General features: G+C 44.0%; 24 protein-coding genes and 1 tRNA gene. 6 read left to right on the forward strand and 19 right to left on the reverse strand.

The annotated features are described in order from the left end of the window. Positions 1-402 precede the first annotated feature (402 nt). Positions 403-1,722, forward strand: a complete 1,320-nt coding sequence (locus AC1DVJ_RS25000) for an ATP-binding protein (RefSeq protein WP_477594470.1) — start codon at positions 403-405, stop codon at positions 1,720-1,722. On the opposite strand, the gene AC1DVJ_RS25005 is transcribed toward AC1DVJ_RS25000, so the two are convergent. Further along, positions 1,719-2,156 (reverse strand): GNAT family N-acetyltransferase, encoded by a 438-nt coding sequence (locus tag AC1DVJ_RS25005; protein WP_477594473.1) that lies wholly within the window; start codon positions 2,154-2,156, stop codon positions 1,719-1,721. The two genes, AC1DVJ_RS25000 and AC1DVJ_RS25005, sit on opposite strands and share 4 nt — an antisense overlap. 81 nt (positions 2,157-2,237) lie before the next feature. Continuing rightward, the gene (locus AC1DVJ_RS25010; protein ID WP_477594475.1) at positions 2,238-2,696 is read right to left on the reverse strand and encodes a divergent PAP2 family protein; all 459 of its coding nucleotides are present in this window, start codon (positions 2,694-2,696) and stop codon (positions 2,238-2,240) included. A 99-nt stretch (positions 2,697-2,795) separates the two neighbouring features. Here AC1DVJ_RS25010 and AC1DVJ_RS25015 point away from each other — a divergent pair, with 99 nt between their 5' ends. Then, complete coding sequence (locus tag AC1DVJ_RS25015; protein WP_477594477.1) at positions 2,796-3,221, forward strand: CBS domain-containing protein; 426 nt, start codon at positions 2,796-2,798, stop codon at positions 3,219-3,221. Positions 3,222-3,290: 69 nt separating this feature from the next. Here AC1DVJ_RS25015 and AC1DVJ_RS25020 read toward each other — a convergent pair whose 3' ends face one another. From AC1DVJ_RS25020 to AC1DVJ_RS25030, 3 genes are all read right to left on the reverse strand, one after another. Further along, a complete protein-coding gene (locus AC1DVJ_RS25020) occupies positions 3,291-3,815 on the reverse strand; it encodes a hypothetical protein (RefSeq protein WP_477594479.1) in 525 nt (174 codons plus the stop codon). A gap of 22 nt (positions 3,816-3,837) precedes the next feature. Beyond that, entirely contained in the window at positions 3,838-4,398 is a 561-nt protein-coding gene (locus AC1DVJ_RS25025) for a superoxide dismutase family protein (protein ID WP_477594481.1), read from the reverse strand. A gap of 167 nt (positions 4,399-4,565) precedes the next feature. Continuing rightward, the gene (locus AC1DVJ_RS25030; RefSeq protein ID WP_477594483.1) at positions 4,566-4,892 is read right to left on the reverse strand and encodes a hypothetical protein; all 327 of its coding nucleotides are present in this window, start codon (positions 4,890-4,892) and stop codon (positions 4,566-4,568) included. A 288-nt stretch (positions 4,893-5,180) separates the two neighbouring features. On the opposite strand from AC1DVJ_RS25030, the gene AC1DVJ_RS25035 reads away from it, so the two are divergent. Both AC1DVJ_RS25035 and AC1DVJ_RS25040 read left to right on the forward strand, forming a co-directional pair. Beyond that, positions 5,181-5,342 (forward strand): hypothetical protein, encoded by a 162-nt coding sequence (locus AC1DVJ_RS25035; protein ID WP_477594485.1) that lies wholly within the window; start codon positions 5,181-5,183, stop codon positions 5,340-5,342. 277 nt (positions 5,343-5,619) lie between these two features. Beyond that, the gene (locus AC1DVJ_RS25040; protein WP_477594487.1) at positions 5,620-5,823 is read left to right on the forward strand and encodes a small, acid-soluble spore protein, alpha/beta type; all 204 of its coding nucleotides are present in this window, start codon (positions 5,620-5,622) and stop codon (positions 5,821-5,823) included. A gap of 406 nt (positions 5,824-6,229) precedes the next feature. On the opposite strand, the gene AC1DVJ_RS25045 is transcribed toward AC1DVJ_RS25040, so the two are convergent. Further along, positions 6,230-6,424: a hypothetical protein gene (locus AC1DVJ_RS25045; RefSeq protein ID WP_028558119.1), complete on the reverse strand. Its 195-nt coding sequence runs from the start codon at positions 6,422-6,424 to the stop codon at positions 6,230-6,232. Positions 6,425-6,784: 360 nt separating this feature from the next. On the opposite strand from AC1DVJ_RS25045, the gene AC1DVJ_RS25050 reads away from it, so the two are divergent. Then, positions 6,785-6,857: transfer RNA gene (locus AC1DVJ_RS25050), tRNA-Val, on the forward strand. Between the two features lie 49 nt (positions 6,858-6,906). Here the strand turns inward: AC1DVJ_RS25050 and AC1DVJ_RS25055 are convergent. Continuing rightward, on the reverse strand, positions 6,907-7,737 hold the full coding sequence (locus tag AC1DVJ_RS25055) for an alpha/beta hydrolase family protein (protein ID WP_477594489.1): 831 nt from the start codon (positions 7,735-7,737) through the stop codon (positions 6,907-6,909). A gap of 158 nt (positions 7,738-7,895) precedes the next feature. On the opposite strand from AC1DVJ_RS25055, the gene AC1DVJ_RS25060 reads away from it, so the two are divergent. Next, positions 7,896-9,035 (forward strand): hypothetical protein, encoded by a 1,140-nt coding sequence (locus AC1DVJ_RS25060; protein ID WP_477594491.1) that lies wholly within the window; start codon positions 7,896-7,898, stop codon positions 9,033-9,035. A 69-nt stretch (positions 9,036-9,104) separates the two neighbouring features. On the opposite strand, the gene AC1DVJ_RS25065 is transcribed toward AC1DVJ_RS25060, so the two are convergent. From AC1DVJ_RS25065 to AC1DVJ_RS25120, 12 genes are all read right to left on the reverse strand, one after another. Next, positions 9,105-9,848, reverse strand: coding sequence for a DUF1906 domain-containing protein (locus AC1DVJ_RS25065; protein WP_477594493.1), 744 nt, complete (start codon positions 9,846-9,848; stop codon positions 9,105-9,107). A gap of 138 nt (positions 9,849-9,986) precedes the next feature. Continuing rightward, positions 9,987-10,265 carry a DUF2277 domain-containing protein gene (locus tag AC1DVJ_RS25070; protein WP_477594495.1) on the reverse strand — a complete coding sequence of 93 codons (279 nt, stop codon included), beginning with the start codon at positions 10,263-10,265 and terminating at the stop codon, positions 9,987-9,989. A gap of 57 nt (positions 10,266-10,322) precedes the next feature. Then, positions 10,323-12,329, reverse strand: a complete 2,007-nt coding sequence (locus AC1DVJ_RS25075) for a methyl-accepting chemotaxis protein (protein ID WP_477594497.1) — start codon at positions 12,327-12,329, stop codon at positions 10,323-10,325. 237 nt (positions 12,330-12,566) lie between these two features. After that, positions 12,567-13,322 (reverse strand): S1C family serine protease, encoded by a 756-nt coding sequence (locus AC1DVJ_RS25080; protein WP_477594499.1) that lies wholly within the window; start codon positions 13,320-13,322, stop codon positions 12,567-12,569. Between the two features lie 399 nt (positions 13,323-13,721). After that, positions 13,722-14,432 (reverse strand): MgtC/SapB family protein, encoded by a 711-nt coding sequence (locus tag AC1DVJ_RS25085; RefSeq protein WP_477594501.1) that lies wholly within the window; start codon positions 14,430-14,432, stop codon positions 13,722-13,724. Between the two features lie 204 nt (positions 14,433-14,636). Then, on the reverse strand, positions 14,637-17,846 hold the full coding sequence (locus AC1DVJ_RS25090) for an alpha-mannosidase (protein ID WP_477594503.1): 3,210 nt from the start codon (positions 17,844-17,846) through the stop codon (positions 14,637-14,639). 199 nt (positions 17,847-18,045) lie between these two features. Further along, the gene (locus AC1DVJ_RS25095; RefSeq protein WP_477594505.1) at positions 18,046-18,933 is read right to left on the reverse strand and encodes a metallophosphoesterase family protein; all 888 of its coding nucleotides are present in this window, start codon (positions 18,931-18,933) and stop codon (positions 18,046-18,048) included. Beyond that, a complete protein-coding gene (locus AC1DVJ_RS25100; RefSeq protein WP_477594507.1) occupies positions 18,926-19,861 on the reverse strand; it encodes a metallophosphoesterase in 936 nt (311 codons plus the stop codon). The genes AC1DVJ_RS25095 and AC1DVJ_RS25100 overlap by 8 nt, the downstream gene beginning before the upstream one ends. Before the next feature lie 136 nt (positions 19,862-19,997). Next, positions 19,998-21,647 carry an extracellular solute-binding protein gene (locus AC1DVJ_RS25105; protein ID WP_477594509.1) on the reverse strand — a complete coding sequence of 550 codons (1,650 nt, stop codon included), beginning with the start codon at positions 21,645-21,647 and terminating at the stop codon, positions 19,998-20,000. 48 nt (positions 21,648-21,695) lie between these two features. Further along, the gene (locus tag AC1DVJ_RS25110) at positions 21,696-22,592 is read right to left on the reverse strand and encodes a carbohydrate ABC transporter permease (protein WP_477594511.1); all 897 of its coding nucleotides are present in this window, start codon (positions 22,590-22,592) and stop codon (positions 21,696-21,698) included. A 13-nt stretch (positions 22,593-22,605) separates the two neighbouring features. Further along, entirely contained in the window at positions 22,606-23,496 is an 891-nt protein-coding gene (locus AC1DVJ_RS25115; RefSeq protein ID WP_477594513.1) for an ABC transporter permease, read from the reverse strand. Positions 23,497-23,569: 73 nt separating this feature from the next. Next, positions 23,570-24,333 (reverse strand): HAD-IIA family hydrolase (locus AC1DVJ_RS25120; RefSeq protein WP_477594515.1); only part of this gene is annotated, 764 nt, incomplete at its 5' end.

Consider the following 24,333-nt stretch of genomic DNA (forward strand, 5'->3'; position numbering starts at 1 on the left):
CCCTTTATTTCTCATTTWTTTTAGAGAACAGCAGGAATTTTATGACTCGTATAGAACATGTCACAAGAGTGAGTGAACGGCGGATATTTCCAATCGGGAGATGATACGGTGATTATCAATGGGGTTTATTATGCTTATGTCATACTATATGGCCTATATACTATCTATCTACATTCAGTGTTGAACATCCCTTTACTTCTTATTGCTGTTATTCTATATGTCTTGTCTGTTCGTTTTCAATCATCACATCCCGCCATGTCATGGATTCAACTCCTCATTATCGGTTCGCTTCATGCAATTGGACAATCTAATTTGTGCTATCCCCTATATTTATTAACATTGGCACGCCATTCATATAAAGAAGAAAACCTGAAGAAAGCTTGGTTTCTTTCAGCAGGATATATGATAATTTATTTATTTATGGTCAATTTCATAACGCAATCTGCTTCTAAAGATTCCATGTTCGGATTAACGAGTATCCTCGACATCACAGCAATCACCTTGTTAACGCGAGCTGCCTTCTTACAAAGCGGAAAAACAGAACGCATTCGCAATGAACGCCATTTACAAACGCAAAAAGACTCGCTAACCGGTCTTTATAACTATGAAGAATGCCACAGGAGACTTGAACAACAAATCAAGCTTCATCAGCCTCTTGTGCTGTTTCTTATTGATTGTACAGATCTGAAAGCAATGAATACTTCTGGAGGCTTTCAGGCAGGCAATTTTGTGCTGAAGCAAATGGCTGATCTTCTGCAAATATTATTCAAAGAGGCACTCTATATTGCACGATATGGCGGAGATGAATTCGCTGTCGTCATGCCGCTTCATAAGGATTTTCTTACAACTGCTTCTTTTCAACAGAAGTTAGATTCTGAGCTTCCTAAGCTTACCGGCATTCAAAATACGTATGGATTTGCTATCTTTCCGCAAGATGCCTTGACGAAAGATGATCTTATTTTGCATGCTGAGCATAATCTATTTATGAAGAAACGTGAATCTTGGTTAAAGCGTGAAGAACAACTGCAACGGTCAGAAAAACTGCGTGTCGTCGGAGAACTAGCATCGGGAATGGCTCATGAGATTCGAAATCCCCTAACAACGGTCAAAGGTTTTTTGCAATTATCAAAAGCAAGCGATTACAATATTAAAAATTGGTATGGATTGATCATGGATGAAATCGATCGGATGAGTGATTTGACCGGCGAGTTCCTTCAATTTTCCAAGCCGCACCAAACCATATTTCAAACCCATTCGCTGAACGAATGTGTCTTGAAAGTTATTGCACTTGTTGAATCCGAAGCCACCAGCTCTGGACATGAAATACATTTTCATGAGTCGTCCAATGCCGTTCTCATGCTTATGGATCAAGATAAAATGATACAGCTTATTTTAAACATGATGAAAAATGCTTGCGAAGCGATGGAGGCAAATGGCTCAATCCACATGAAATTAAGCCGCGATCAGAAGAGCGCGACTTTAATTATTGCGGATAACGGACCTGGCATTCCGAGTGATCAGCTAGAGAAAATTTTCCATCCCTTCTTCACTACCAAAGAAACAGGCACCGGTCTTGGATTATCCATTTGTTATAAAATCGTACAGGATCATCATGGCACCTTGGAAGTGGAAAGCGAGCTCGGGATAGGCACACGATTTATTCTTACCTTTCCACTTGCCGTTAGTGTGACATCCGGGAATGACAATGCCGCAGTAAGTTAAAGTATTTTCTTCATTCTGACATGTAGAATGCCAGCATCATAGAAAGGCTCATCTGAGATCACTTGATAGCCCAACTGGCTGTAAAAGCCTTCTGCTTGGCATTGCGCATCGAGAATCGCATATTTGCAACCTAACTCAAGAGCCTGTTGTTCCATAGCAAGGATTAGTTGTTTCCCAAGAGATCGGCCTCTATAGTCCTTTAAGACGGCAACACGCTGTAATTTGGCTGTTGCTTCTTGATATTCATACCATCTGGATGTACCGATTGGGACTTCTCCATCTGCAATAAGAAAATGATGACACGCTTCCGGCGACTCATCCTTCTCATCCATCTCAAGGTGTGCAGGTACTTGCTGTTCATCAACAAATACATTAAAACGTACAGCAAAACAAGCTTTCAGTTGCTCCATAGTCGTAACACGAATCGTTTCCATGTGGGTTTCTTCCTCTCTAAGATCGTTTCTTGATCTTATCCCATTCCGGAAATGTTGTCCACATGTACACAGATCACGACTTTATTTTCTTTCCAATAAATAGCTGCAAGCTCCAATGGCAAACCCTAGGAGCGCGCCAGCGGCTACTTCCCGCGGTAAATGACCTAATCGTTCCTTCAGAGCTTTACGTCTTCTGGAATGATACAACCCAGGGTGCTGCCGGGCAATTCGTTCCACTTGCTCGTCTAGATCATTCACTTCAACTGCAATCTCGCCTGCCGATCTGCGGATGCCCATCGCATCATACATGACAACAGCCCCGAACACGGAGCTTAGTGCAAAATCGATGGCTGAAACGCCTCTTTTCATCCCGATATATGTGGCCAATGCCGTAACACCTGAAGAATGCGAACTCGGCATCCCACCCGTTTGAACCAATTGTGACCAATCCCATTTCTTACTGAACACATACGTTAAAGGTACTTTGATGGCTTGAGCGGCACCAATACCGATCACAGCTGTAGTCAATGCTCGATTCATTTCCGTTCACCTCACTACTAGCATCCATCACAGGTTTAGATTCTATGCGCAAAATTTGATATACTAGACACATTGATTCTTATGTAAGGAGTGTGCCTGATGAATATCGCCTTTTTCCTATTACCTAAATCCGAAGTCATTACCACGACTCCACAAGCAACCCTACGACAAACATTGGAACGCATGGAGTATCATCGATATACCGCTGTCCCGATTCTGTCCGATGATGGTCATTATGTAGGAACCATTACGGAAGGGGATTTACTATGGTTTCTCAAAAATTCAGAGCATATCGGTTTTGAGAATGCTCACCGCCATGTGCTTGAAGAAGTTCCTTTGCGAGTCAAAAATAAACCGGTTCATATCCATGCAGATATGGTCGATCTGATTGATTTGGCTAAAGTACAAAACTTCGTACCTGTCGTAGATGATTCCGACAAATTCATTGGGATCGTTCGGCGGAGCGAGATTATTGAGTATTGTGCGAAGCAGATGAACTTCAAAACCAAAGCCATACAGCCCTAATACATTACTTATGAGAAAAGCAAAAAGGCTGAATCACTCAGCCTTTTTGCTTTTTTTCAATACATTCTGTTATTGAATCTGGCCATTGGAGGAAGCTTTGGATGATACGAATTCACTCGCCCAGTCTACCATGCCATTCATTAGCGTCAGAATGAGATTAACCGCATCTTTCTCGGTCAGCGAGCCATTTGACTGACTGCTGACGTACTGCGACGTTTTTTGTTCAAGCTTCACGACTAAATCTTTAATTTTCAAAAGTTCATTCGCTAAATCAGTTACTTGCTGATTATTCGAATCACTTTGGCCTGATTTCATATTCTGACTTTGGCTTTGACTTTGACTTTGGTCTTGAGCCTGGCTTTGATCTTGAGAGGTGCTCTTCGCCGCTGACTCATCTTGTGCGGAATCACCGCTTCCAGATGAAGCCTGCTGCCCTGGGCTGTCTTGCGCTTGAGCTTGAGAGCCTTGAGAGCCTTGAGTGCCTTGAGCACTTGAGATCAACATTTTTTTGACCTGTTCTAGTTCAATCAGAACCATATCATTTTGTTTTGTCAATTCATCCATTTGCAGCTTGAGATCCTGTGTTTTGATCATGTTGTCGAAACCCTTCCTTCCCTTATTTCACAGCACCGCAAGCGATCCGCTTACCCGAGTTGCCGGATGGATCCGTCTTCAGATCATCTGCCTTCTCATGAACAACCAAACTAGATCCATCCGTTTTGATCAGCGAATTTGGCTTGTCCTTTTCCAATATGACTGCCTTTGTTACAGCGCTGAACTTCCCGTTACCTTGTGCATCTACAATGAGATTAGGCAGATCCCCCGCGTGAGCCCCTTTTGGATTCAAGAAGCCGTGTTCCTTCATCTGTGGATTGAAATGTCCACCTGCCGAATCAAATGTTGGCGCTTCACACATCGCTTTTTCATGGATGTGCAAGCCATGTACACCAGGAGGAAGCCCGCTAACCTGTACATCCAGCTGTACACCATCCTTGACAGCAGTAAATTGAGCTGAACCTACCGATTGATTGTTCACTCCAATGAGCGCAACACTGATCGATTCTGGAGGCGTAGACGCCTCAGATACAGCGGTGCTTCTGGCAGCTTGACAACCTGTCAATAGAAGGAGACCCAGGCTAGCCGTCACCATGATTTGAACTGATTTCRTATTGTACAATCCTCCTGTAAAACCACACATTGGTATATTCTACCCTTAGGATGCACAACTGCTCTTCACGGTAACCCCCTTTTAACCATAAAATTTTCAAAAACTTCCGATATCTAAACAAAAAAACCTGCAATCTTTCGATCACAGGCGCCTTCTTCATTGTTCATCTAGGAAAATCATAAAATGGTCATGAGCTTGGCGATGATTTGAAGATTTTCTAATTTCCGTTTGTAGAAGTGAAACTCAACCTTCGTATGTTCAACCGCATCTTCCATCTGTAGAACCTGCTTTTGTAAATCTTTCGTGTACGGCCATAATTCCGCTTGTCGTTGCAACTCATTTTTCCCTGTAACAATCCCTTCACCAATCACTTCATACTCCTTGGTAAGAAGCATATGCTTCGCCCAGTTCAATTCTGATACGGCATCGACATAGATGGCTTCTGCTTGTTTCAATAACTCCGGTACAAGTTGTAACTCTAAAATAACATCCGACCGATTCATTCGGATTCCTCCTAAGCATTTTCATAGAAACGCAGCATAGTAAATCATGAAAATATTGTTGCATAGCCTCATTTATATTCATAGAAAAACAAAACATGCACAATCACTAAAACCCGCGAAAATAGCGGATTTTCTCCTCTTATTCGACCTATTCCGCATCGGTATATCCCTATAGAATGACAGATTTATCAAGATTACATTAAATCTGCTAGATAGGCTTCCAACCTACTTGTATAACCTAGTAGAACTGATACAATGTTACTATACGTATCAGAGGAGGTGACATAAATGAGCCAAGAGGAAGAAGTAGTACAACAAAATGAGCAAGAAGAAATCTCTGCTGAATCCACTGAAGAAGTGGTGAGTCAAGAGGCTGAAGAAGAAATCGCTGAAGCGATTGAAGAAGCAGCAGCTGCAGAGGAAGAAATCGAACAATCCGAAGAAGAATAATGTAACCGTTATCATAATATATCAAATATCCCCCTCAACTTAACCGTTGGGGGTTTATTGATTTTACATGAGAAAAACTTCTATCGAAGTACTTCGAAGATGAGCGACCGCGTTTTAAAGGTTGTTTTTATCGCCAATTAGAAAGATGTTTTCGGGAACCGAAAACTTATCTTTCTAATGTGGTAAAAATTTTTTGAAAATTTTATTGAATTCCGCGAATAAATATTCTGAACATTCAAATAATACTGGTGTACCAAAAAAAAGGAGATGATTTTGAATGGCTAAAACTTTAGTCGTACAACAAGCAAAGGCAGCACTTGATCAAATGAAGTATGAAGTCGCTCAGGAAATTGGTGTCCCTCTCTCCCCTTCTGGTTACAACGGCAATTTGGCAACACGTGATGCTGGCTCAATCGGTGGCAACATCACAAAAAGATTAGTGCAAATGGCTGAACAATCTCTAGGCGGCTACAAACGCTAATCCTTTGATGTAGGAGCAAGCTCAAAAAGACTGAATCACTCGATCCTCCTTAGAGTGACTTCAGTCTTTTTCTTTTTTCTTAAATATCCTCCGATTTCCCTTCGATTTCCTCACAGTTTCCCCAAACCTCTATATTTGATTACCAAGTTTTAGTATGATTACCTTGCCTCTATCCCCGAAAAAGGAATGTTGAACCGACCTTTCTTATTCAGCATGACAAGTTTGTGTACAAAAAGAATCTTACAGAAATCACCTGGTTTCAATTTTTGGGAAGAGACATTGCGTGTAATAAAGACTTATCCCGCGAAGAGTATAATAAAATGTTTGTTGATTGCCTTGCGTCCTTATACAATATTACAAATAAATGAAAGAGCTGATCATTAGATCAGCTCTTTTGCTTATTCAACTACTTCTTCTTAACTTCTTCAACGAAAACGTCACTTGCATCTCGTGTACTACCGAGCTCAAGAATCGTATATTTCTTCTCGCCGATCATGATCACATCTTCCACTTCAGGTAGCGGATCGCCTAGGTACACAGTGCCTAAATACACATTACTACTTTTTAAACGCAAATTCCAACGATGCTGTTGTTTCGTCATAACCTTCGTCCTCCCAAACTCTAATGATCTCAAGTTACCATAAATTCACGCAAGATGAAAGCTATACTAGGAAACATCGCATGGATATGATACATTAACTTCACATTCATTACCAGAGAGGCTGACAACTTGCGATGACATCACAGGGGATTTCGAACGAAGAGCGCTCCATTCTACTCCCGAATACATCAGATTCAACACTTACAGAAGAACAACCCACTTCCTTTATACCGCGGTCCAAAAAGAAGCGAAATCCTTATTCAATCCTGCATAAACTGATCTTTTTCTGGCAGAAATAACACCACCCATCAATTGACAATCTCTCGAATTCTTGGTATATTACTACCTGTATCCATTAACGACTTGTTAGCTCAGCTGGGAGAGCACTATCTTGACAGGGTAGGGGTCAGTGGTTCGAGCCCACTACAGGTCATACCGAAAAGAAACCCGCGAAGCCTTATGCTTTGCGGGTTTCTTTATTTTTATAACAACTCCAACATCCCCCGTATCGCACGTTTCGTTTCAACAATTGCCTCTCTCAAAGGCAGTGTCTCACCCTGAAAAGGATGAACACTCCCAAAGGTATGATTCCCCTCAGGAATCCTCACCCACTGAATATTAGCATTATTAGCCACCAAATTCTCTGAACCTCGAATCCCTCGTTCCCCATCCGCTGTTCCTTGAATAAGTGTAATTGGAAAACTTGCTCCACTGACCCTACTGATAATATCAAATCTCTCTTTATTTCGTTCCATATCTTCTAGAATCTCGAGATCGAGCGGCATCATCTGTTTCGTTCGCCCATTCAAGGTATAGGAGCGGCCAGTGGCCCTCATCTCTGTTTTATTCTCAGGTGTGAGCAAATCTACATTGGCAATGCCATTCCAACTGATGACACCGGCAATTTCCTCGGGATGATCTAACGCGTAGATCAAGCTCACAGCAGCCCCTCTGCTATGACCCAGCAAAAAGATCGGTTTCACCGCCTCATCTTTGTGAATATCAGCTATGACAACCTGAATGTCCTCAATATCCCTGGAGTAGGTATCACGGGCAAACTTCTCAAGCTCCGTAAAATCCATCAAATTTTCGCCAACTCCATTATGGGAAAAATTCAATGCAACGACATCCACAACTTCAGCTAATTCGCTAGCTACATGCGGGAACATCCCCCAATTTTTGAATCCTTTATAGCCGTGACATAGTAGTAGTGTCCCTTTACTTGGTGCAGTATTGGCTTTGTAAACATCGCCTCGCACGACCCGCTGGTCGGTGATATGTAATTCAAAAGGTATTCCTTTGGGTTCTTCCATATGAAATTCCTTCCTTCCGTTCCAAATTGTTCGGTCATTCGAATTCTGTTGTTATTTTATCACAATCTAACTCGTACCTTTTATAAATTCATGCAAAAAAGCAAACACTTAGCTTAGCTATGACAATATACCTAACCGAAAAAGGAGGAAGCCCTCATATGTATTCAGTCCGATCTCTTATCAGGCAGCGACAACTACTTGTCACATTCCTTCTTACGCTCCTTTTGAGTCAAGGGTTAGCTGCTAGCACCCAGGCTGAAAGTACCCTGCCGCTGCATCGGGAAGTATCTGCTGATTCCGACTCGATTCAATTACTTGTCAAATCATCTCCTCGAGCTGTATATCAAACAGAGATGTCTTTTGTAGATAAATCATTGCAACGAGAGCTTGAGTCGGGCACAGTGGGTGATCCCTATTTAGAACCTCTAATGCCAGACACCACGCTCCGTTATATCAAAAACGAACAATCCATGCTCTTGGGTCTGACCCCAACTGGTGAGGTTATCGATTTGGGAGCGAAGCAAATCGTCAAGATCTCGAGCAAAGCGCAGGAGACGCTTCAGTCACAGGTTCTAGCAATCCGCGCCAAGCATTATGGCGAGCTGCTCACCTGGGAGGAAGCCAGCCTCGTGCTTCCCAAATATAGTTCTTTCACCGTCCTCGATGTAGAGAGTGGCCTTAGTTTCGAAGGGCAGCGTCGCGCAGGCTCTCATCATGCGGATGTTCAGCCGCTCACCAAAACCGACTCTGCGACGCTCAAAAGCATTTATGGCGGCAAATGGAGCTGGGACCGCCGCGCGGTCCTAGTCAAGCTGAATGGCCGCACACTCGCCGCCTCCATGCACGGCATGCCTCACGGCGGTGATGGTATACCTGGAAATGACTTCAACGGTCATTTCTGTATTCACTTCCTCGGGAGCGTGACCCACGGCTCCCGCTCCATGGACCCGGCGCACCAGGTCATGGCGCACCGGGCCGCAGGCTTGCTGCTGGACTACGTCAGCAAGCTCTCGCCCTGGGGGCTGATCGACGTGTGGATCAGCGCAGCACATCAAGGCGACCTGCAGCTGCTGCAGGTCACCACAGGGCAAGAACAGGCGATGCACGTGCGAAGCATGCGCCGCCTGTCCAAGTTCCCGGAGCAGGATGTGTCCCAGCTCCTGCAGCTCGACACCGCAGTCAATGTGACAATGACTGCGGCTAGAGCTTCCGCGGTGTCTAGTCGGCGCGTGCTTTTCCATCTAGAGCGTGCCTCATTGCAAGATCGGTGGTACATACGCAGCGCGGTGATAAATTGAGTAAAGCCCGGCCACTTTGAGTTCATCCAAAGCGGCCGGGCTTTATTGCTATTCTCCTATTCCCCACAATTATTGCAAGGATTGTCCAGAAATCTTACGTAATTCATTGGCAAGTCGATGGAATTCTTCTTGTGCAGCTTTTGAGGACGTAGCTGAATACCCTGCTGAAAGGAAAGGGATGATCGCATTGGCATCATGAACTGAAAGCGGATAATTAGGTGGTTCTGGAATAACAAGTGAATTCCACCAGCCTTCATTCCCATAAGATTCATCATAATCAATCGCAATACCATTCACCATCACATCATTTAAATATTGATAAATCTGGATGAACGTCGATTTCTTTCCTGCGCTCCATGCATACGTTTGCCAGAAATGAGAGCAAGCACCTGCGGCATACATAGCCTCCATCACAGCATATGAACCATACACACCCGTTGTAAAGGAAGTCGTAGCCTCACTTGCAGCTTTAATATAATCAATGACCGTTGGCATTAGGTCAGTAGATACATCGAAATCAACAGCGAAATAGATACAGCTCCCCTCCGGCTGGCCTACTTGCGCTGCAACTTGTAAGGCGGTGGCTCCGTCTGCCAATCCAGCATTTCTTCCACCAAGTGCACGACTCGCAGTTGTCTCAAAAACAGATACCAACTGCAAGCCAGCTCCACTAATTGCATCAGCCTCTGATTTCGTTAATGCCTTTGTACCACCTGGCACCAAATATCTGGCGACAAATGTATAACCTTGTCCGAAGAAAGCAGCCGCTTTTTGTGCCGTAAGCGGTGTTGAACAATCAAACCCTTTCGTCACTTGCAATCACCCACTTTCAATTAGTAATCTAGCTTATGCAAAACTAGAATCGCGCGACACTAGCTAGAATCTAGAGACAAGAACTCGGGCACAAAAAAGGACTTCTCTCCGGAGAGAAAAGCCCTTTCCTTCTATCTATTAAACTTCTTTCGTACCAAAACGGATCGCATTTCGTTCCTTGGCGCGCTGTGCTTCCACCTCACGATTACGAGGCTCTGCATGGGTAACCATGGCATCCAAAAGCTTTTGAGCTGCGACAGCAACATCTTGAACTGCCTGCTGAAAGGCTGCTTCATTCGCTTTGGAAGGCTCCGTAAACCCTGAGATCTTACGTACAAATTGCAGCGACGCCGCCCGAACTTCATCTTCCGTTACTGTCGGTTCATAGTTGAAAAGCGGCTTAATATTTCGGCACATAGTGTACTCCTTCGGGCTATACACAGCCCATAGAATAAATAAATACTTTTATCACCATTATACCTTAAATCTATTAACCACTTCTTGCAAGCCTGTCATCTGATCGTGGAGCTCTATCGTTTCTTTTTGAACACGGTTGAACATCTGTCCCAACGTCTCTACGCTGGCCAAAACTTCCTCGGAACTTGCTGCCGTCTCTTCGGAACTCGCGGAGGAAAGCTCGATAAAGCCAACAATTTTGTTTTTACGGTTATTTACATGCTCCATATCTGTCGTGATCTTTTCAACTGATTCATGGATTTGCTGCAAAGAGGTATGAATAAAATCAAATGTATCCGATGTCTCTCCTGCGTTCTCTTCCTGCGAACTTACGATGTGAAGCGACTGCTCCATCGCTGAAGACGTTTGCTGTGCAGAATGCAAGACATTCTCAATCAACGTCTGAATATGTTCAGATGCCTCTCCAGCTTGTACAGATAGCGTTCTCACCTCAGCAGCAACTACGGCGAATCCACGGCCGTTTTCACCAGCCCGAGCCGCCTCAATGGAGGCGTTAAGCGCAAGTAAATTCGTTTGTCTCGAGATGTTATGAATCGTGGTGACCATCTCTTTGATGGCATCAATATCCTGCATAAGTTTGCCTACGCTGGACTCCACGTCTTTGGTCACGGTAACATTATTGCGGATCAAATCAATCATTGCTCGCATCGATTCAGCGCCGCGCTCTTCCTTCTCGCGAATAATCGCACTATTATTTTGCAGAATTTGAACATGTTCTTTGGTGTCATCAATCAATTCCGCCAATTCGTGAACGCCCTTCATCCCATCCTCCACGACCTCCGCCTGACTCGCAGCGGCTGTTGCCAATTCGTGGATGGTTGTATTAATTTCATATGAAATCGTATTTGTTTGATTCATCGAATCTTTGATATGATCGGCATTGCCTTTGCTCAGACTTGCAGATTGTTTAACATCTTTGACGATCGTATGAATTTTCTCAATAAATTGATTGGTCGCAGTCGACAATCTGCCGATTTCGTCCATCGAAGTATCGGGAAGCCTTCTCGTTAAATCTCCGTCTCCCTGAGCAATCGCAACCATGGCAGCTTGCAGTCTCTCCAGCCTTTTGAACTGGCGACTGACAATGAAAAACAATACAGCCCCTGCAATCAGTAAGCCTGCTAATGTGGCAATACATGTGAAGTAAAAGAAGTTGGTCAAGACCTGCTCCGACAGTGCCAGTACAAGCACTTGACCCGTCGACAACGCTCTAAAGTAATACTTGGCTTTTGTTCCATTATGAGACATTGTCTTGTACGCTTTGTGCTCCGCTGTAAGACTCACGTTAAGAGAGTCAAGCAGTTCTGCGTCTAATTGCGTAATGGCATCATCAGATGAAGCAACGAGTTTACCGGTGGAATCAACGACACCAGCGAATAGCACATCTCCGCTAAGCTCTGACTTTAATTGAGTCAGCACCGGCTTAGCACCTATTTTGCCATCGAGTTCAGTTAGCGCGGCTCCATCTCTTCCTGTTTGTACAATGCGTGGAGATGACCAACCGGACACCCCGACATATTTATACACCTTAGGATCGATGCTTCTCTTCTGAGCCGGCTGTGTTACTACTTTCTGTTTACCAGTAATTAAATCCATAAACTCATACGCTTGATTCTTAGGGTCAGCACCGAAATTGAAATCTATCTTTTCGCCCGCATTCGTTAGCACCAACTGTCCCTGTGCATTGGTAATCCAAAACTCATCTATTCCGGAGCGCTCAGCTAATTCGACAGCTTGCTTATAGGTCATGGGAATTCTATCGTACATATACGACAGAAGGGCCGCTTGTCCAACCATTTCCTTCTCCATTACACTTTCCGTTGTTTTTCTCGCAATCAAAGCGTTTTCAATTCCAATCCGAGCCGTTTCTAACGTCGTAAAGCCTTTCTCATGTAGACTTTCAGCCGTCTGCTGATACGTAATTGTCGCTGTCCCAACGGACACTGCTAACAACACAATCATTAAGGGCCAAATAATTTTGTGCTTGATTGATTTAAATGCCATGTCGTTCTCCCTTTTCTGTGATTTCTATGATTTCCCATGTTTTAATTCGCCATTTTTCTACAAATTCCTGCAAAAAAGACGGGAATTTGCGATAGCCGATTTGATCAAAAAAATAAGCTCTCCAGAAGTAGAATGATCTACTTCCAGAAAGCCACCTGCTCGCCAATTTTGCAGAATCAACATGCTTCTTTAGGCACGTCTCAGTTCCTGGTTTGCCATTTCAGCTGCTGCTTGTTTCTAATTGACCGCCGAACTGTTAATATACCCCTTTACCTCTCCACTTCTTAGGATAAACCTATTAACATCTGAAGCTTTTATAGCGAATCCCATGTAATCTGTATCTTTTGCTCCTTTAGCCACAACACCAATCACTTTGCCATTAAGATTAGCCAATACACCACCCGATGATCCAAAAGTAACCTTCGCATCAAACTGGATCATGTCCCATCTTAGACTGCTCACTATGCCTTTAGACAGGGTGAATGGAAATTCTCTAGGATTGCCAAAGGCTAACACGGTTTGCCCTTCCGTTACGTCCGTGCTAAGCGACAACACAGTATCACTGATACATGCTGTATGAATGATTGCTAGATCCAGCTTTTCCTCCCGATAACCGACAGTCCCCGTGCACGTTTGTCCAGCTTTGTTGCTAAATTTAACCGTAGATGTTGGAAGCTCATGAACCACATGTGCATTCGTAATGATCGTGTCCGGAGAAATGTAAAAACCACTTCCCGATGTAAACAACTCTGCGTTAATCATCACAGATGCTTTGATCAGTTTCTGTGCAGATGAGATAGCCTTGTCCTCATCCGTCTGTATATCAGCATGGATCGGCTGGTTGAATAATAGAATAACTGCGAGGAGTAAACCTGCATAGTACTTCATTTTGCTAGCGTGGTACTCAAGTAGTTTGAAGGATTGCGGTTCACTTGTTTGCGAGTTGAGCAAGAGACGGTGATAGTGATACAAGATTTTCCGAAGTAACTCCATTGTTCACCTCTTGTATTATAAAGATACTCCCCACTAATTGGGGGGCCATTCTTCATATAATACTAATTGTATCACGCATTCTCTTTCAAAGATACATATTGTATCTGATTTTTACAACAGCCTTCTAATTCCCTGTTAAAAAAATTCTGTATAAATTGTAAATCGACTAGACCCATGCGCAATTGCATGGGCCTCTCGCAGATCCGGACGTGCGGGTCATCGCATCCGGCTCGTCCGTGTTTATCCCCTTTGGGGATGAAATACGGACAGAGCACTATGGGTCAACTATGTACCTCCGCCATCTCACGGTGTACTTGGGACTTCCACCCCTTAGCACGATGCGCTGCCAAGCGCACACAAGACAAAAAACACGGAATGTTTCTCCGTGTTTTTTGCTCGCTATTCAATACCAACTTCGAGTACGTCTTCAACTTGCCTTAACTCGTCTGTCACTGGAAGCAGGACATCTGCACGAGGCATTTTGACTGACAAGAAGATCGATATGAGCTCCTGCTCACCTTTTCGTCGATCTTCAATAATAACTTTACGAATATCTATTGCTCTGCGAGCCAAAACTGCCGAAACTGCGGCCAAAGCGCCTGTACGGTCGGGCATCTCAATTCGGATCACGTGGGTCCGCTTTGAGCTGCGTATCCATTTTTTCTCCACTTTATTGAGGATGTACAAGCTGATAAACATAACTACGGTAACTAAGATTGCCGGATAGTAAAATCCTGCGCCTACCGCTAAACCAATACCAGCAACAACCCATAAGGAAGCCGCCGTCGTCAGACCGGAGATCGATGCACCGTTAAATACGATTGTACCTGCGCCAAGAAACCCGATTCCCGTAATAACATTAGCTGCAAGACGTGCAGGGTCAATCCGGACATTCGTTTCATCCACGAACTCGTTAAAGCCGTACATGGATAATAACATGATGAGTGATGAACCAACGCATACAAGAATGTGCGTTCGTAAACCTGCCGCATGGTTGTTCTGTTCACGCTCGAGGCCGATTAACCCTCCTAGCACTAATGAAATGAGCACTCTTAAGGTTAAATGCCAATTATCTATATACCAAGGACTGGTATGTAGAATGTCATCCATACTTATCCCCCCCGTTTCATTGTATTTCTGTCAGTCACCTGTATTTTCTTGCCGAAATCATAAGCACTCTGCTTCTTATCCGCCCTAGAGTGAGAAATGTTCGGAGAATTGTTTGGAAAATCGGCGGAACTTCTCCACTTCCAGCCGATTCGTCGCTGTGAATTCCTTATGATTTCTGGAGCGACAGCGGTAATTAGTTGGAAATCAGGTTAAACGAATACGAAATGTTTTCAACTCGTAAGGTTTGAAGAAGGCCGCAAATTTGTTGTCGTTATGCTCCATTAGCTGCTCTTCGCGCTCCATCAAGTTTACTTCTTCTACAACCGCGATCGGAAAATGCGTTGTGAACTCCGCCGTCCCACGTTGTCCCGCATATTCATAGCAGCGAACAATCCAATGGTCAGAATCCTCTGCACGCTTGATAGTATCGACTGCAATATGATCTGCGTCGCAGTTGAAGAAGCTCAGCGTGGCGGGCAGCTTATTCTTACAACCTGCACTTCCGGCAGGCAGTTCCATCACCGATGAGGGAATGTTTAACTTGTTAGCCTCCACCATCGTACCGGCGTTAAACCAGTCTCCGTTGTGTGGCAGAAGCGAATACGTAAATTCGTGCTCTCCGAGGTCGGCCGTCGGGTCTGGCCTAATCGCCGACTTGATTAAAGTCAAGCGAAGTACGTTGTCCCGCACGTCATGCCCATATTTGCAGTCGTTCAGCAGGCTTACACCGAACCCTCTCTCTGAGAGGTCCACCCAACGGTGTGCGCACGTTTCGAATCGTGCAAAATCCCAACTCGTATTCCAATGCGTTGGACGCTGTACGTTGCCAAACTGGATCTCAAAAGTTGCAGCCGTGGCACGTACGTCGACTGGGAATGCCACCTTCAGCAGTTGCTGCCTTTCCTGCCAGTTTACACGCGTAACGAAATCGATCCGCGGATTATCCGTATAAAGCACCATATCCTGTTCCAACTGTGACTTTTCATACGTCCAAATAAAGCGAATGATTGTTCGTAGACAGCCTTGTTCAATAACTTCAACGGAAGTCAAATCTGTTATGTAACGTACTTTCTCGAGATAAAAGATATCGATGTCCCATGCGTCCCAGTTGACCGGCTTATCCTCATGTACGTCGAAACGGTTCCCCGTCTCCCCGGCTGCCAGCACTTCCCTCTTCGTACGCTTGTCGAAAACTCGGCTTAATTGTCCCTGCTCGTTCCACTCAATTTCATAGAATGGCGTCGATGCGGAACAGTTCGTTGCGATAATCCGACTTAATGCCGGTGAATCGGCGGCGGCGGCGTTCTCACAGCTTATCGTTGTGTAACCGAGCGCTGGAATCCCATCAACCTGTAGCAGCAGAGCGCTGCCATGCTGCGCATTCTCTACCCTTTGCGCCGTGAGAATTCGCTTGTTAGTGTCGTACCAAACTTTCCCCTCAAACCGGTCCTCCCACGGCAAGCTGACTAGATCACCACGTTTCCACGGAAGCGTATTCACGACAATCCAGCTTGGTGAATCTCCAGTGCGAATGAGCCCAGCAAGTCCCTGCAGACTTTCCATCTTGGCCCCTGCTGCCAACGCTTCTGCTTCTGCATACTCTACATGACAATCCTGGTACACTTCCGCGATCGAAGAGCCAGGTAAAATATCGTGGAATTGATTGCGCAGAACGATCTTCCAACAGTCATTCAGCTGCTTCTGTGGATAAAGGGAGAAGCTCGCCAATGAACCGAAAAAGGTGGACACCATCTCGGCATCGCGCAACAGATTTTCCATCTTCCTATTCATTTTCTTGTTATATGCCTGGGAAGTATACGTACCGCGGTGCAGCTCTAGATAGAGCTCGCCATCCCATTTATGAACGTAGCGGTCCGTCTCATTCACTTTCGCTTCGAGTTTGTTGAAATACTCGTCCGCACGGCCAATCGTCACATTCGGCAGACCCGGCATTTGATCCAGCCTTCTTCTCATTTCCAGCATCGCCCGAGTCGGACCACCGCCGCCATCTCCATATCCGAAGGACAGAAGCAGCTCATCGTTGATTTCTTTGTCACGGTAATTATCCCAAATTCCGGTTACCGTCTCGGGGAGAATATGACCGTTGTAGGTATAGTATTTATTATTACTGTCCGGACTGCGGTTCGCTTCGGGCGTTGTAATGTAATGAGTAAGAATATCACTGCCGTCGATGCCCCGCCAGATGAACGTATCATGGGGGAACCGGTTGTAAAGGCTCCAACTAATCTTCGTCGTCATGAAGTAGCGCAGGCCAGCCTTAATCAGAATTTGTGGCAGGGCCCAACTGTAACCGAATACATCAGGAAGCCATAAATATTCACATTTGGCTCCGAATTTTTGTTCAAAGAAGCGCATTCCGTACATGAGCTGACGTACGAGTGATTCCCCCGACGGAACATTGCAGTCCGACTCCAGCCACATCGCACCCCCTGCTTCCCAGCGACCTTCACTAACCCGATCCACAATTTGTCCATACAGCTCAGGGTAATCCTTTTCTATATCGTCGTACAGCTGCGGTTGTGTCTGCAGGAATCTGTACTCGGGGAATTGCTCCATTAAACGGAGCACTGTCGAGAATGAACGCGCCGATTTTTCCCTAGTATGCTTCAGGCGCCATAGCCAAGCTACATCGATATGCGTATGACCGATACAGCGAACTGTAACCTCGCTGTTTTTCGGAATAGCCGCTAACTCCTTCTTCAACTTCGCGTTCGCTTCTTTCACGCTCGCGTAAAAATTGGCATCGCCCGGAACTCGCCAGTCGATAAAACGAAATGCGCGATCTAACGCCTTAAGCAGGCTTTGATATTCCCAGCTGTTGTCGTTTAGTACCCGGATGGTTCTCAACATCGCATAAGCGGTGAAATACAGATCGTCCGTTTCCTCCTCCAGTAAAGACAGCGAAGAAACGCTGATTTGATGCTCCAATTCACTTTTTACGCCAATACTTCCATTCAGACCTGTCCATACCTTAAACATCAGCTCGACCTTCTGACCGACAAGCTCTTCCGGCAAAAACACTTCAGGATGATTACTTCCGACCCCCTGGAACGGTTTTCCGTTCAGAAATAGCAAGGATTCAAAACCCGAATTATGACCGCTTCCTGTTTTTCCAAAGTCGAACAGACCAAGCGCCTTCTTCCCTCTCCACTCTGCCGGCACGGTGACTTCCGTCTTCAGCCAAGCCGTCAAATCCCAGCCCCGCCAGCGTTCGCCAATCGATATTGCCCCCCAGTCCGCATTGTCTGGAGGCATGGCACCTACCATAGCTTGACGATCTACCCAGAATTGATAGCTCGGAATCGAACGCTGATCGATATAACGATATTTTTCTAACTCTATTATGCGTTTCTCAATCTTCTGATCTGCCAAGTGCATACTTTTCTGAAGCATCTTCAGACCTCCGTTTGGTAAATACGTTATTGATTCCAAGTCGTATGGTGTCCAGAAAACGAAGAACGCCGCTTGACCGAAAGTCTCGGCAATAGGCGTTCTCGCTTTTCATCTTCTCAGGAGCGCAGGTTCTTAGTTGTTTTATTCAGTTTTTCGTGATGATGATAGACTGATATTTATCAAATAGACGATTGAGAGTCTATCCTATTTGCACAATTCGAACACAGCCTTCATAGCCTGGTTCTGTTACAAATTGCTTCAGCTCTCCGGATACTCGTTCTTCGTAATCAAAGTGCACATGACCGCTGAAAATCCCATGCAGCGATTTACTTTCATTGGCCAAAATCAAGTCATAAAACTCTTGTGTAAACACACTTGTATTTTGCACTTGCCATTTCTTCAAGTTCTCATCGCTCCAACCTTCCGCTGCCATAAGAATCGGAGCATTCCATTTGGCAATAGTTTTCTGCACCAAACCTGGAAGGTAGATAGGAATGTGCATGAAAAGAAGGCATGGAACAGGCGATGCTAATAAACCTTTGATCTCGTTCAATTGTTCTTCATTAATCTGATAATTGCTGTTGTCGACCGCAATAAATCGCAGGCCTGCAATTTCTCGAACCTGTATAGAAGGCTGACCATGCGTGAATTCCTTAAAACAGTGATAGTGGTCTGATCGTGTTTGATCATTCCATGGCAGATGAGAGAAATGCCAGTCATGATTCCCTACTGTATACAAATAAGGAGCACGAAGGTTTTTCAATCCGTCAGCCAATGTCTCTAGATTGGCCGCGCTTGGATAGTGAATAATATCGCCCGTAAATATCACAGCATCGACATTACGATCGTTTGCAAGCTGTACAATCTGATCCAAATAAATCTGTCGTGAGACAGGATAAGGTGAATCCTTGGGGAGATATTCATCGAACAAATTGCGAAACCTATCCAAATATTTCATTGCTTCCGGATCGCGCTCGTCAACTTCTGTCAGATGTAAATCCGTCACATGAAGGAAAGTAAGCTTTCGATTAAAACCTGGAACGGCGACGACGGTTTCGGTTGGATGTAGTACACTGCCGTTACTCATAGATTTTGAAGGACAATTCGCAGCCAGGATCGGTTTCGTACTGGTTTGTCATTGGGTTGAATACTTGAAGCTTGAGCGTATTTTCATTCATGTCGTAAGTAACCACTCGGATGCGGCCCCCCCCTCCATTTTCCTTGCTTTGCCAGTTTTGAAAACACTGTATAACTGTATTATCATGAACGCCCTTATCGGTCCGATAGCTTAAATTTTCATATACATGATGGCCGGAATATACAGCTGTAATGTTCTTATGATGACGCAAATATTTCTGCCACATATCTTCCCCGTCATTGGCGTCAGGAATAGCCGCATATATTTTCGGATTATGTTCGTCTCCTGCTTTAGTTCTTTCTCCATGCATATACATGTAGGAATGTGTAATAATGATGGCCTTACGATCCTCATGTTTTCGTAAAATTTCGCCGGCCCACTCCATTACTGAATCCCTTGGACCATACTCCAAGATTAGGATTAGGAAGGACATACCATCCACATCGAACAAAGCATATGTATTCTCGGCCTTCCCATCCTCATACAAACCACCAAACCAGGGTTTATCTTGAAACATGTGAACGCCAACATATTTGTTGAACATGCTAAGGCTTCTGGTAGGATCGACTGGCATAGTTGCGAGTACGGATATTCTCATATCATAATCATGATTACCTGGCGCTACCAACAGCGGAATATCGGCGTCATAAATGGGTTGCAGCGCGCGAAGCGCGTTCTCATACTCATACTCGTACTCAGCGCCACGATCGACTAAGTCACCTACATGCGCAATAAACTTAATGTTAAGTTCATTGGCATGATCAACGATCCAGCGGGTCATATTGAAAAAAACCTCTGGATATGATTTAGCTAATGACTGAGTGTCCGGAATAATAATAAGGCTAAACGAAGAGGACTTTGATTCCTTAGCGTCCATTATTTAATCATCTCCATTATTGTGGTCTGACTACCATTTATTATGAACACGCCGCACAGTTGAACTGATCGTCGAGATACCCTTGAATAGCGGCGTGTTCATAATTTGATACATGCTCAATGCGTTTCTTCTTCGATTATTTCTTAACTTTCTTTGCGTCGTAAGCAGCCTGGTTGATTTCAATATACTTCTTCAAATTCATCTTATTTAGCGTGTCTAGATAAGTGTTCCATTCCGTATTCAAGTTGGCTTTACCAGTAATGAATTTGGCGATCATCGAATTGACATAATCATTGATTGTTTTATCAAGATCGGCAATTTGTGTACTTTGATCCAATGAGTAATACAATTTTGGAACAACATGCTCAATTTTTTCGTGATATTTCTCATAGTGATCTTTGGTGGCGTTGTATAGAATTACTTCCTGATTGGTTTGTGGATTCACAGCTGATTCACTATAGCGTTGCTTCAATGACACCCAGTAGATACTGGTTTGTGCCCAATGGTCATTCTGAACGTTATTCGTCTTCAGCCTTGTCCACTCCGCAGGTTGTCCAAGTACAGTTTTCTCCGTAGGTCCAGCTTTAGCCCAACTGATCCCTTCACTACCGTAAACAGACCGGAACAGGATTTCAGTCGAGTAGAAAGCGTCAAGCCATCTGAAAGCAGCTTCAGGATTTTTACTTGATTTAGTAATAACGGCAGCTCCGGAAACGAGCGTGCCAAGCGGCGCATAAGGAGTGGTCTGCACCCCTGCCGGACCTTTCAATGGAGCGACCGGCACATAATCCAACCAACGCTTCCCTGTTTCCCCAGTTTGTCCTGGATTTGTGTTGTTTGGAACGGCGCCAACCAATGGAACACTCGGATTATCGACCAATAGCTTCAATTGGTTAACATCCTGAGTGAACGACTCCGCACCAAGCAAACCTTCGCTGAACAGCCTGTTCAAGTACTGCAATCCTTCTTTAAATTCCGGTTTATTGAACACGGCATCAATTTTTCCATCCTTCAAATCCAGGTATTTATTTTCTCTATCCGCATAAAGGAATGAATTCATAAGGAAGATTTCGATGCTGTTAGGCGCACCGCTATTAAAACTCATTAGTGGAATCTCATCCGCTTTATTGTTTCCATTGGGATCTTGAGTTTTGAATGCTTTGAGCACCTGATAAAACTCTTCAGTTGTTGTCGGCATTTTCAAATTCAGCTTATCCAACCACGGTTTATAAATCCACATCTTATTTTTTTCTTCGCAGTGATAACAAGTGCCTCCACGCGGTAGCGAGTATATTTTACCGTTCGGAGCGGTTATCGCATCCTTAATGACTGGCGAATCTTTGAATAGTTGCTTCGTGTTCACGCCGTACTTTTCGATGTAATCATTGAGTGGGAGGAATACACCTTGTTCTCCATAAACGATCTGCTGTGCCTCGTTGATATTGAAGTTTAAGATGATATCTGGATATTCACCACTACTGAGCACCAAATTCAATTTGGCATCCTTACCTGCTTCAGGCACAAATTCAAATTCAACATGAAGATTTGTCTTCTCTTCCATAAACTTAGTAAATGTATTCKTATCGTAATTTTCTACCCGGGGACTCGACAATACTAGAACCTTCAAATTTTCTTTGTTCTTGACAATCGGGTATGCACCCGGTTCTGTCAGATTACTTGAAACAGCGGGTTCTTTTCCAGAATTCGACGATTTCGACGAACACGCCTGCAGGAGGAGCATCATACAAATAACCAGTAAGAACATAATCTTCACGCTTTTTTTCATTTTTGTTACCTCCCTTTATATTTAAAAAGCATTTATTGCCAACTTCATTTACCCTTTTAACGACCCCACCATTACCCCCTTCACAAAATACTTTTGAGCAAATGGATATAAGATAAGCATAGGTAAACTGGACACGACAATCAGGGAATATTTCAATAATTCACTTAAACCCTGCCTGAGCTCCAGTTCCTCGGCATCCATCATCATAGACAAGTCTGCCTGATTCGTTACGAGAATATCGCGTAATATGATTTGAATCGGGTATAAAGCGCTCTTATTTAAATAAATAAGTGCGGTAAAATATTGATTCCAGTGTCCTACTGCATAAAACAACCCTATAGCTGCCAAGACCGGACCAGACAACGGCAGTACAATCCTAGTCAAAAACTTGATATCTCCGCAACCATCCATCTGAGCAGCTTCCAGCATTTCATTCGGTATGGTCATTTGGAAATAAGTACGGCAGACAATCATATTGTATACGGAGAGAGCACCAGGAAGCAGCATAGCCCAAGGTGTATTTAGTATTCCAATATCCTTGACAAGCAAGTAAGTTGGAATGAGTCCGCCCGAAATCATCATCGTGAAAACGAATAGAGCCATAATAATATTTTTTCCATGAAATTTGGGTCTGGACAGTGGATAAGCCGCTATAACAGTAATAATCAAATTAATAAGCGTGCCCACAACCGTATAGTAAATTGAATTGCGAAATCCGATCAAAATCGAATTGGAACTAAATATCGCTTTATATCCAGCCAACCCCGGATCTACCGGAAAAAGCCAAACTTTACCCGAAAGCACCGCATTCGGAGAACTGAAGGAAGCACTTACAATGTAAATAACCGGGTACAAAACAGTGAGAAAAAACAAGGTTACAACGGTATAATTCACAATCGTAAATACTTTATCACCTTTCGTCTCATTATAAACACCCATTTCCATTTTACTTCCCACCTTACCATAGACTGGATTGCTTCAATTTTCTTGCTGTTTGATTCACTAACAAGAGTAGTATCATGTTCAGCACGTTTTTGAAAAGTCCTATTGCTGATGCATAAGAATAATTCGGAATTTTCGAGGTTAAACCCACCTTGTACACATACGTATCAATAATCTCTGAATTATCTAAATTGAGCGGATTTTGCATGAGAATGACTTTCTCGAAACCAAGATCAAGCAAATGTCCGGTATTCAAAATCAGCAATATGACCACAATGGGTAGGATTCCAGGAATATCGACGTGCCAAATTCGTTTTAATTTAGTTGCTCCGTCGACAACAGCCGCCTCATGCAGGTGCGGATCTATCCCCGCGAGAGCAGCCAGATATAATATGCAAGAGTAACCCATATTCTGCCAGACGCCCGACCATACATAAATGTGTTGAAAATATTGCGAATTCCCCATAAAGTCCAATTTCTGCATTCCTAACAACTGCATCACATTATTGACGATACCCGTGTGTGGTGCCAGGAACTGAATGAGAATCCCAACCATTACAACCATGGAAATAAAATGCGGAGCATAGCTGACCATCTGAACTGTTTTCTTAAAGAAAACATGACGTATATAATTCAAGTTCAAAGCGAAAATGATCGGAAGTATAAATCCAGCAGCAAGTTGATAAAAACTTAGCGAAACTGTATTTTTCATAACCGCCCAGAATTCGTAGGAATTCCAAAAACGTTCGAAATGCTTCAATCCGACCCAAGGGCTGCCCCCAATTCCTTTAAATGCAACAAAATCCTTAAAGGCGATGCTAGCGCCATACATGGGTATATACTTAAAAATGAGCAGATATAATAATGGAATTGATACGAGAAGATATAACTGATAATCCTTAGCCATTTCACTAAGTACCACCTTATTTAACTTTAGGTATTTCAATCTCGCTCCCCCCCCAAACTGAAATCTTTAAAAACTATTGTGTGTTTTTATAAAGACATAAAAATTCATCCATCGAATCAACGATCATATTAGGCCTTGGAGTAGTAAGGTCGCTGTCAGATAGCGTTTGATTCATACCTGCCCCTCGAATCCAAATGGTCCTCATACCGGCTTGACTACCACCAGCAATATCTGTGTACAAGTTATCTCCCACCATGATGCATTGATGAGATTCAACCCCATAAAGACGCATTCCGAAATCAAACATATTCGTGGCTGGCTTACCCACATACTCCAGACGCTTATCTATGATTACCTCGACAGCAGCGGCTAAAGCCCCCGTTTCAGGTACTCTCCTCCCCCTCTGACCGGGATGAAAATAATCGGGGTTTACCGCCAACACACGAGCACCCATGCCTTCGAATTCTACAATCTGTTGGAGCTTATCGAACGTAAAATCAATATCTCTTCCAATTACAATGACATCCACTTCATCTGAAGAGGCAATGTCAACAACCCTATGTCCCCATTGTTCGATTGAACGCGCCAGACCAATCGATCCAACTACCTTTACGGTTTGTATACCGTATCGTTCTTTAAGGTAGTAACCCGTAACATCTGTTGCCGTTATAATCTCCTCCGGCTTAATTTCAAATCCCATCTTCAACAATTTCTCCGCTATATCAAAAGCCATTTCCCGAGAATTATTGGTTATAAATCCCACTCTCTTGCCATCGCAACGGAGCTGCTCTAACAATTCTTTTGCACCGGAAGCTGGATGATCCGTATGATAAACGC

This window comes from Paenibacillus sp. P4_A9 (genome assembly GCF_056402415.1).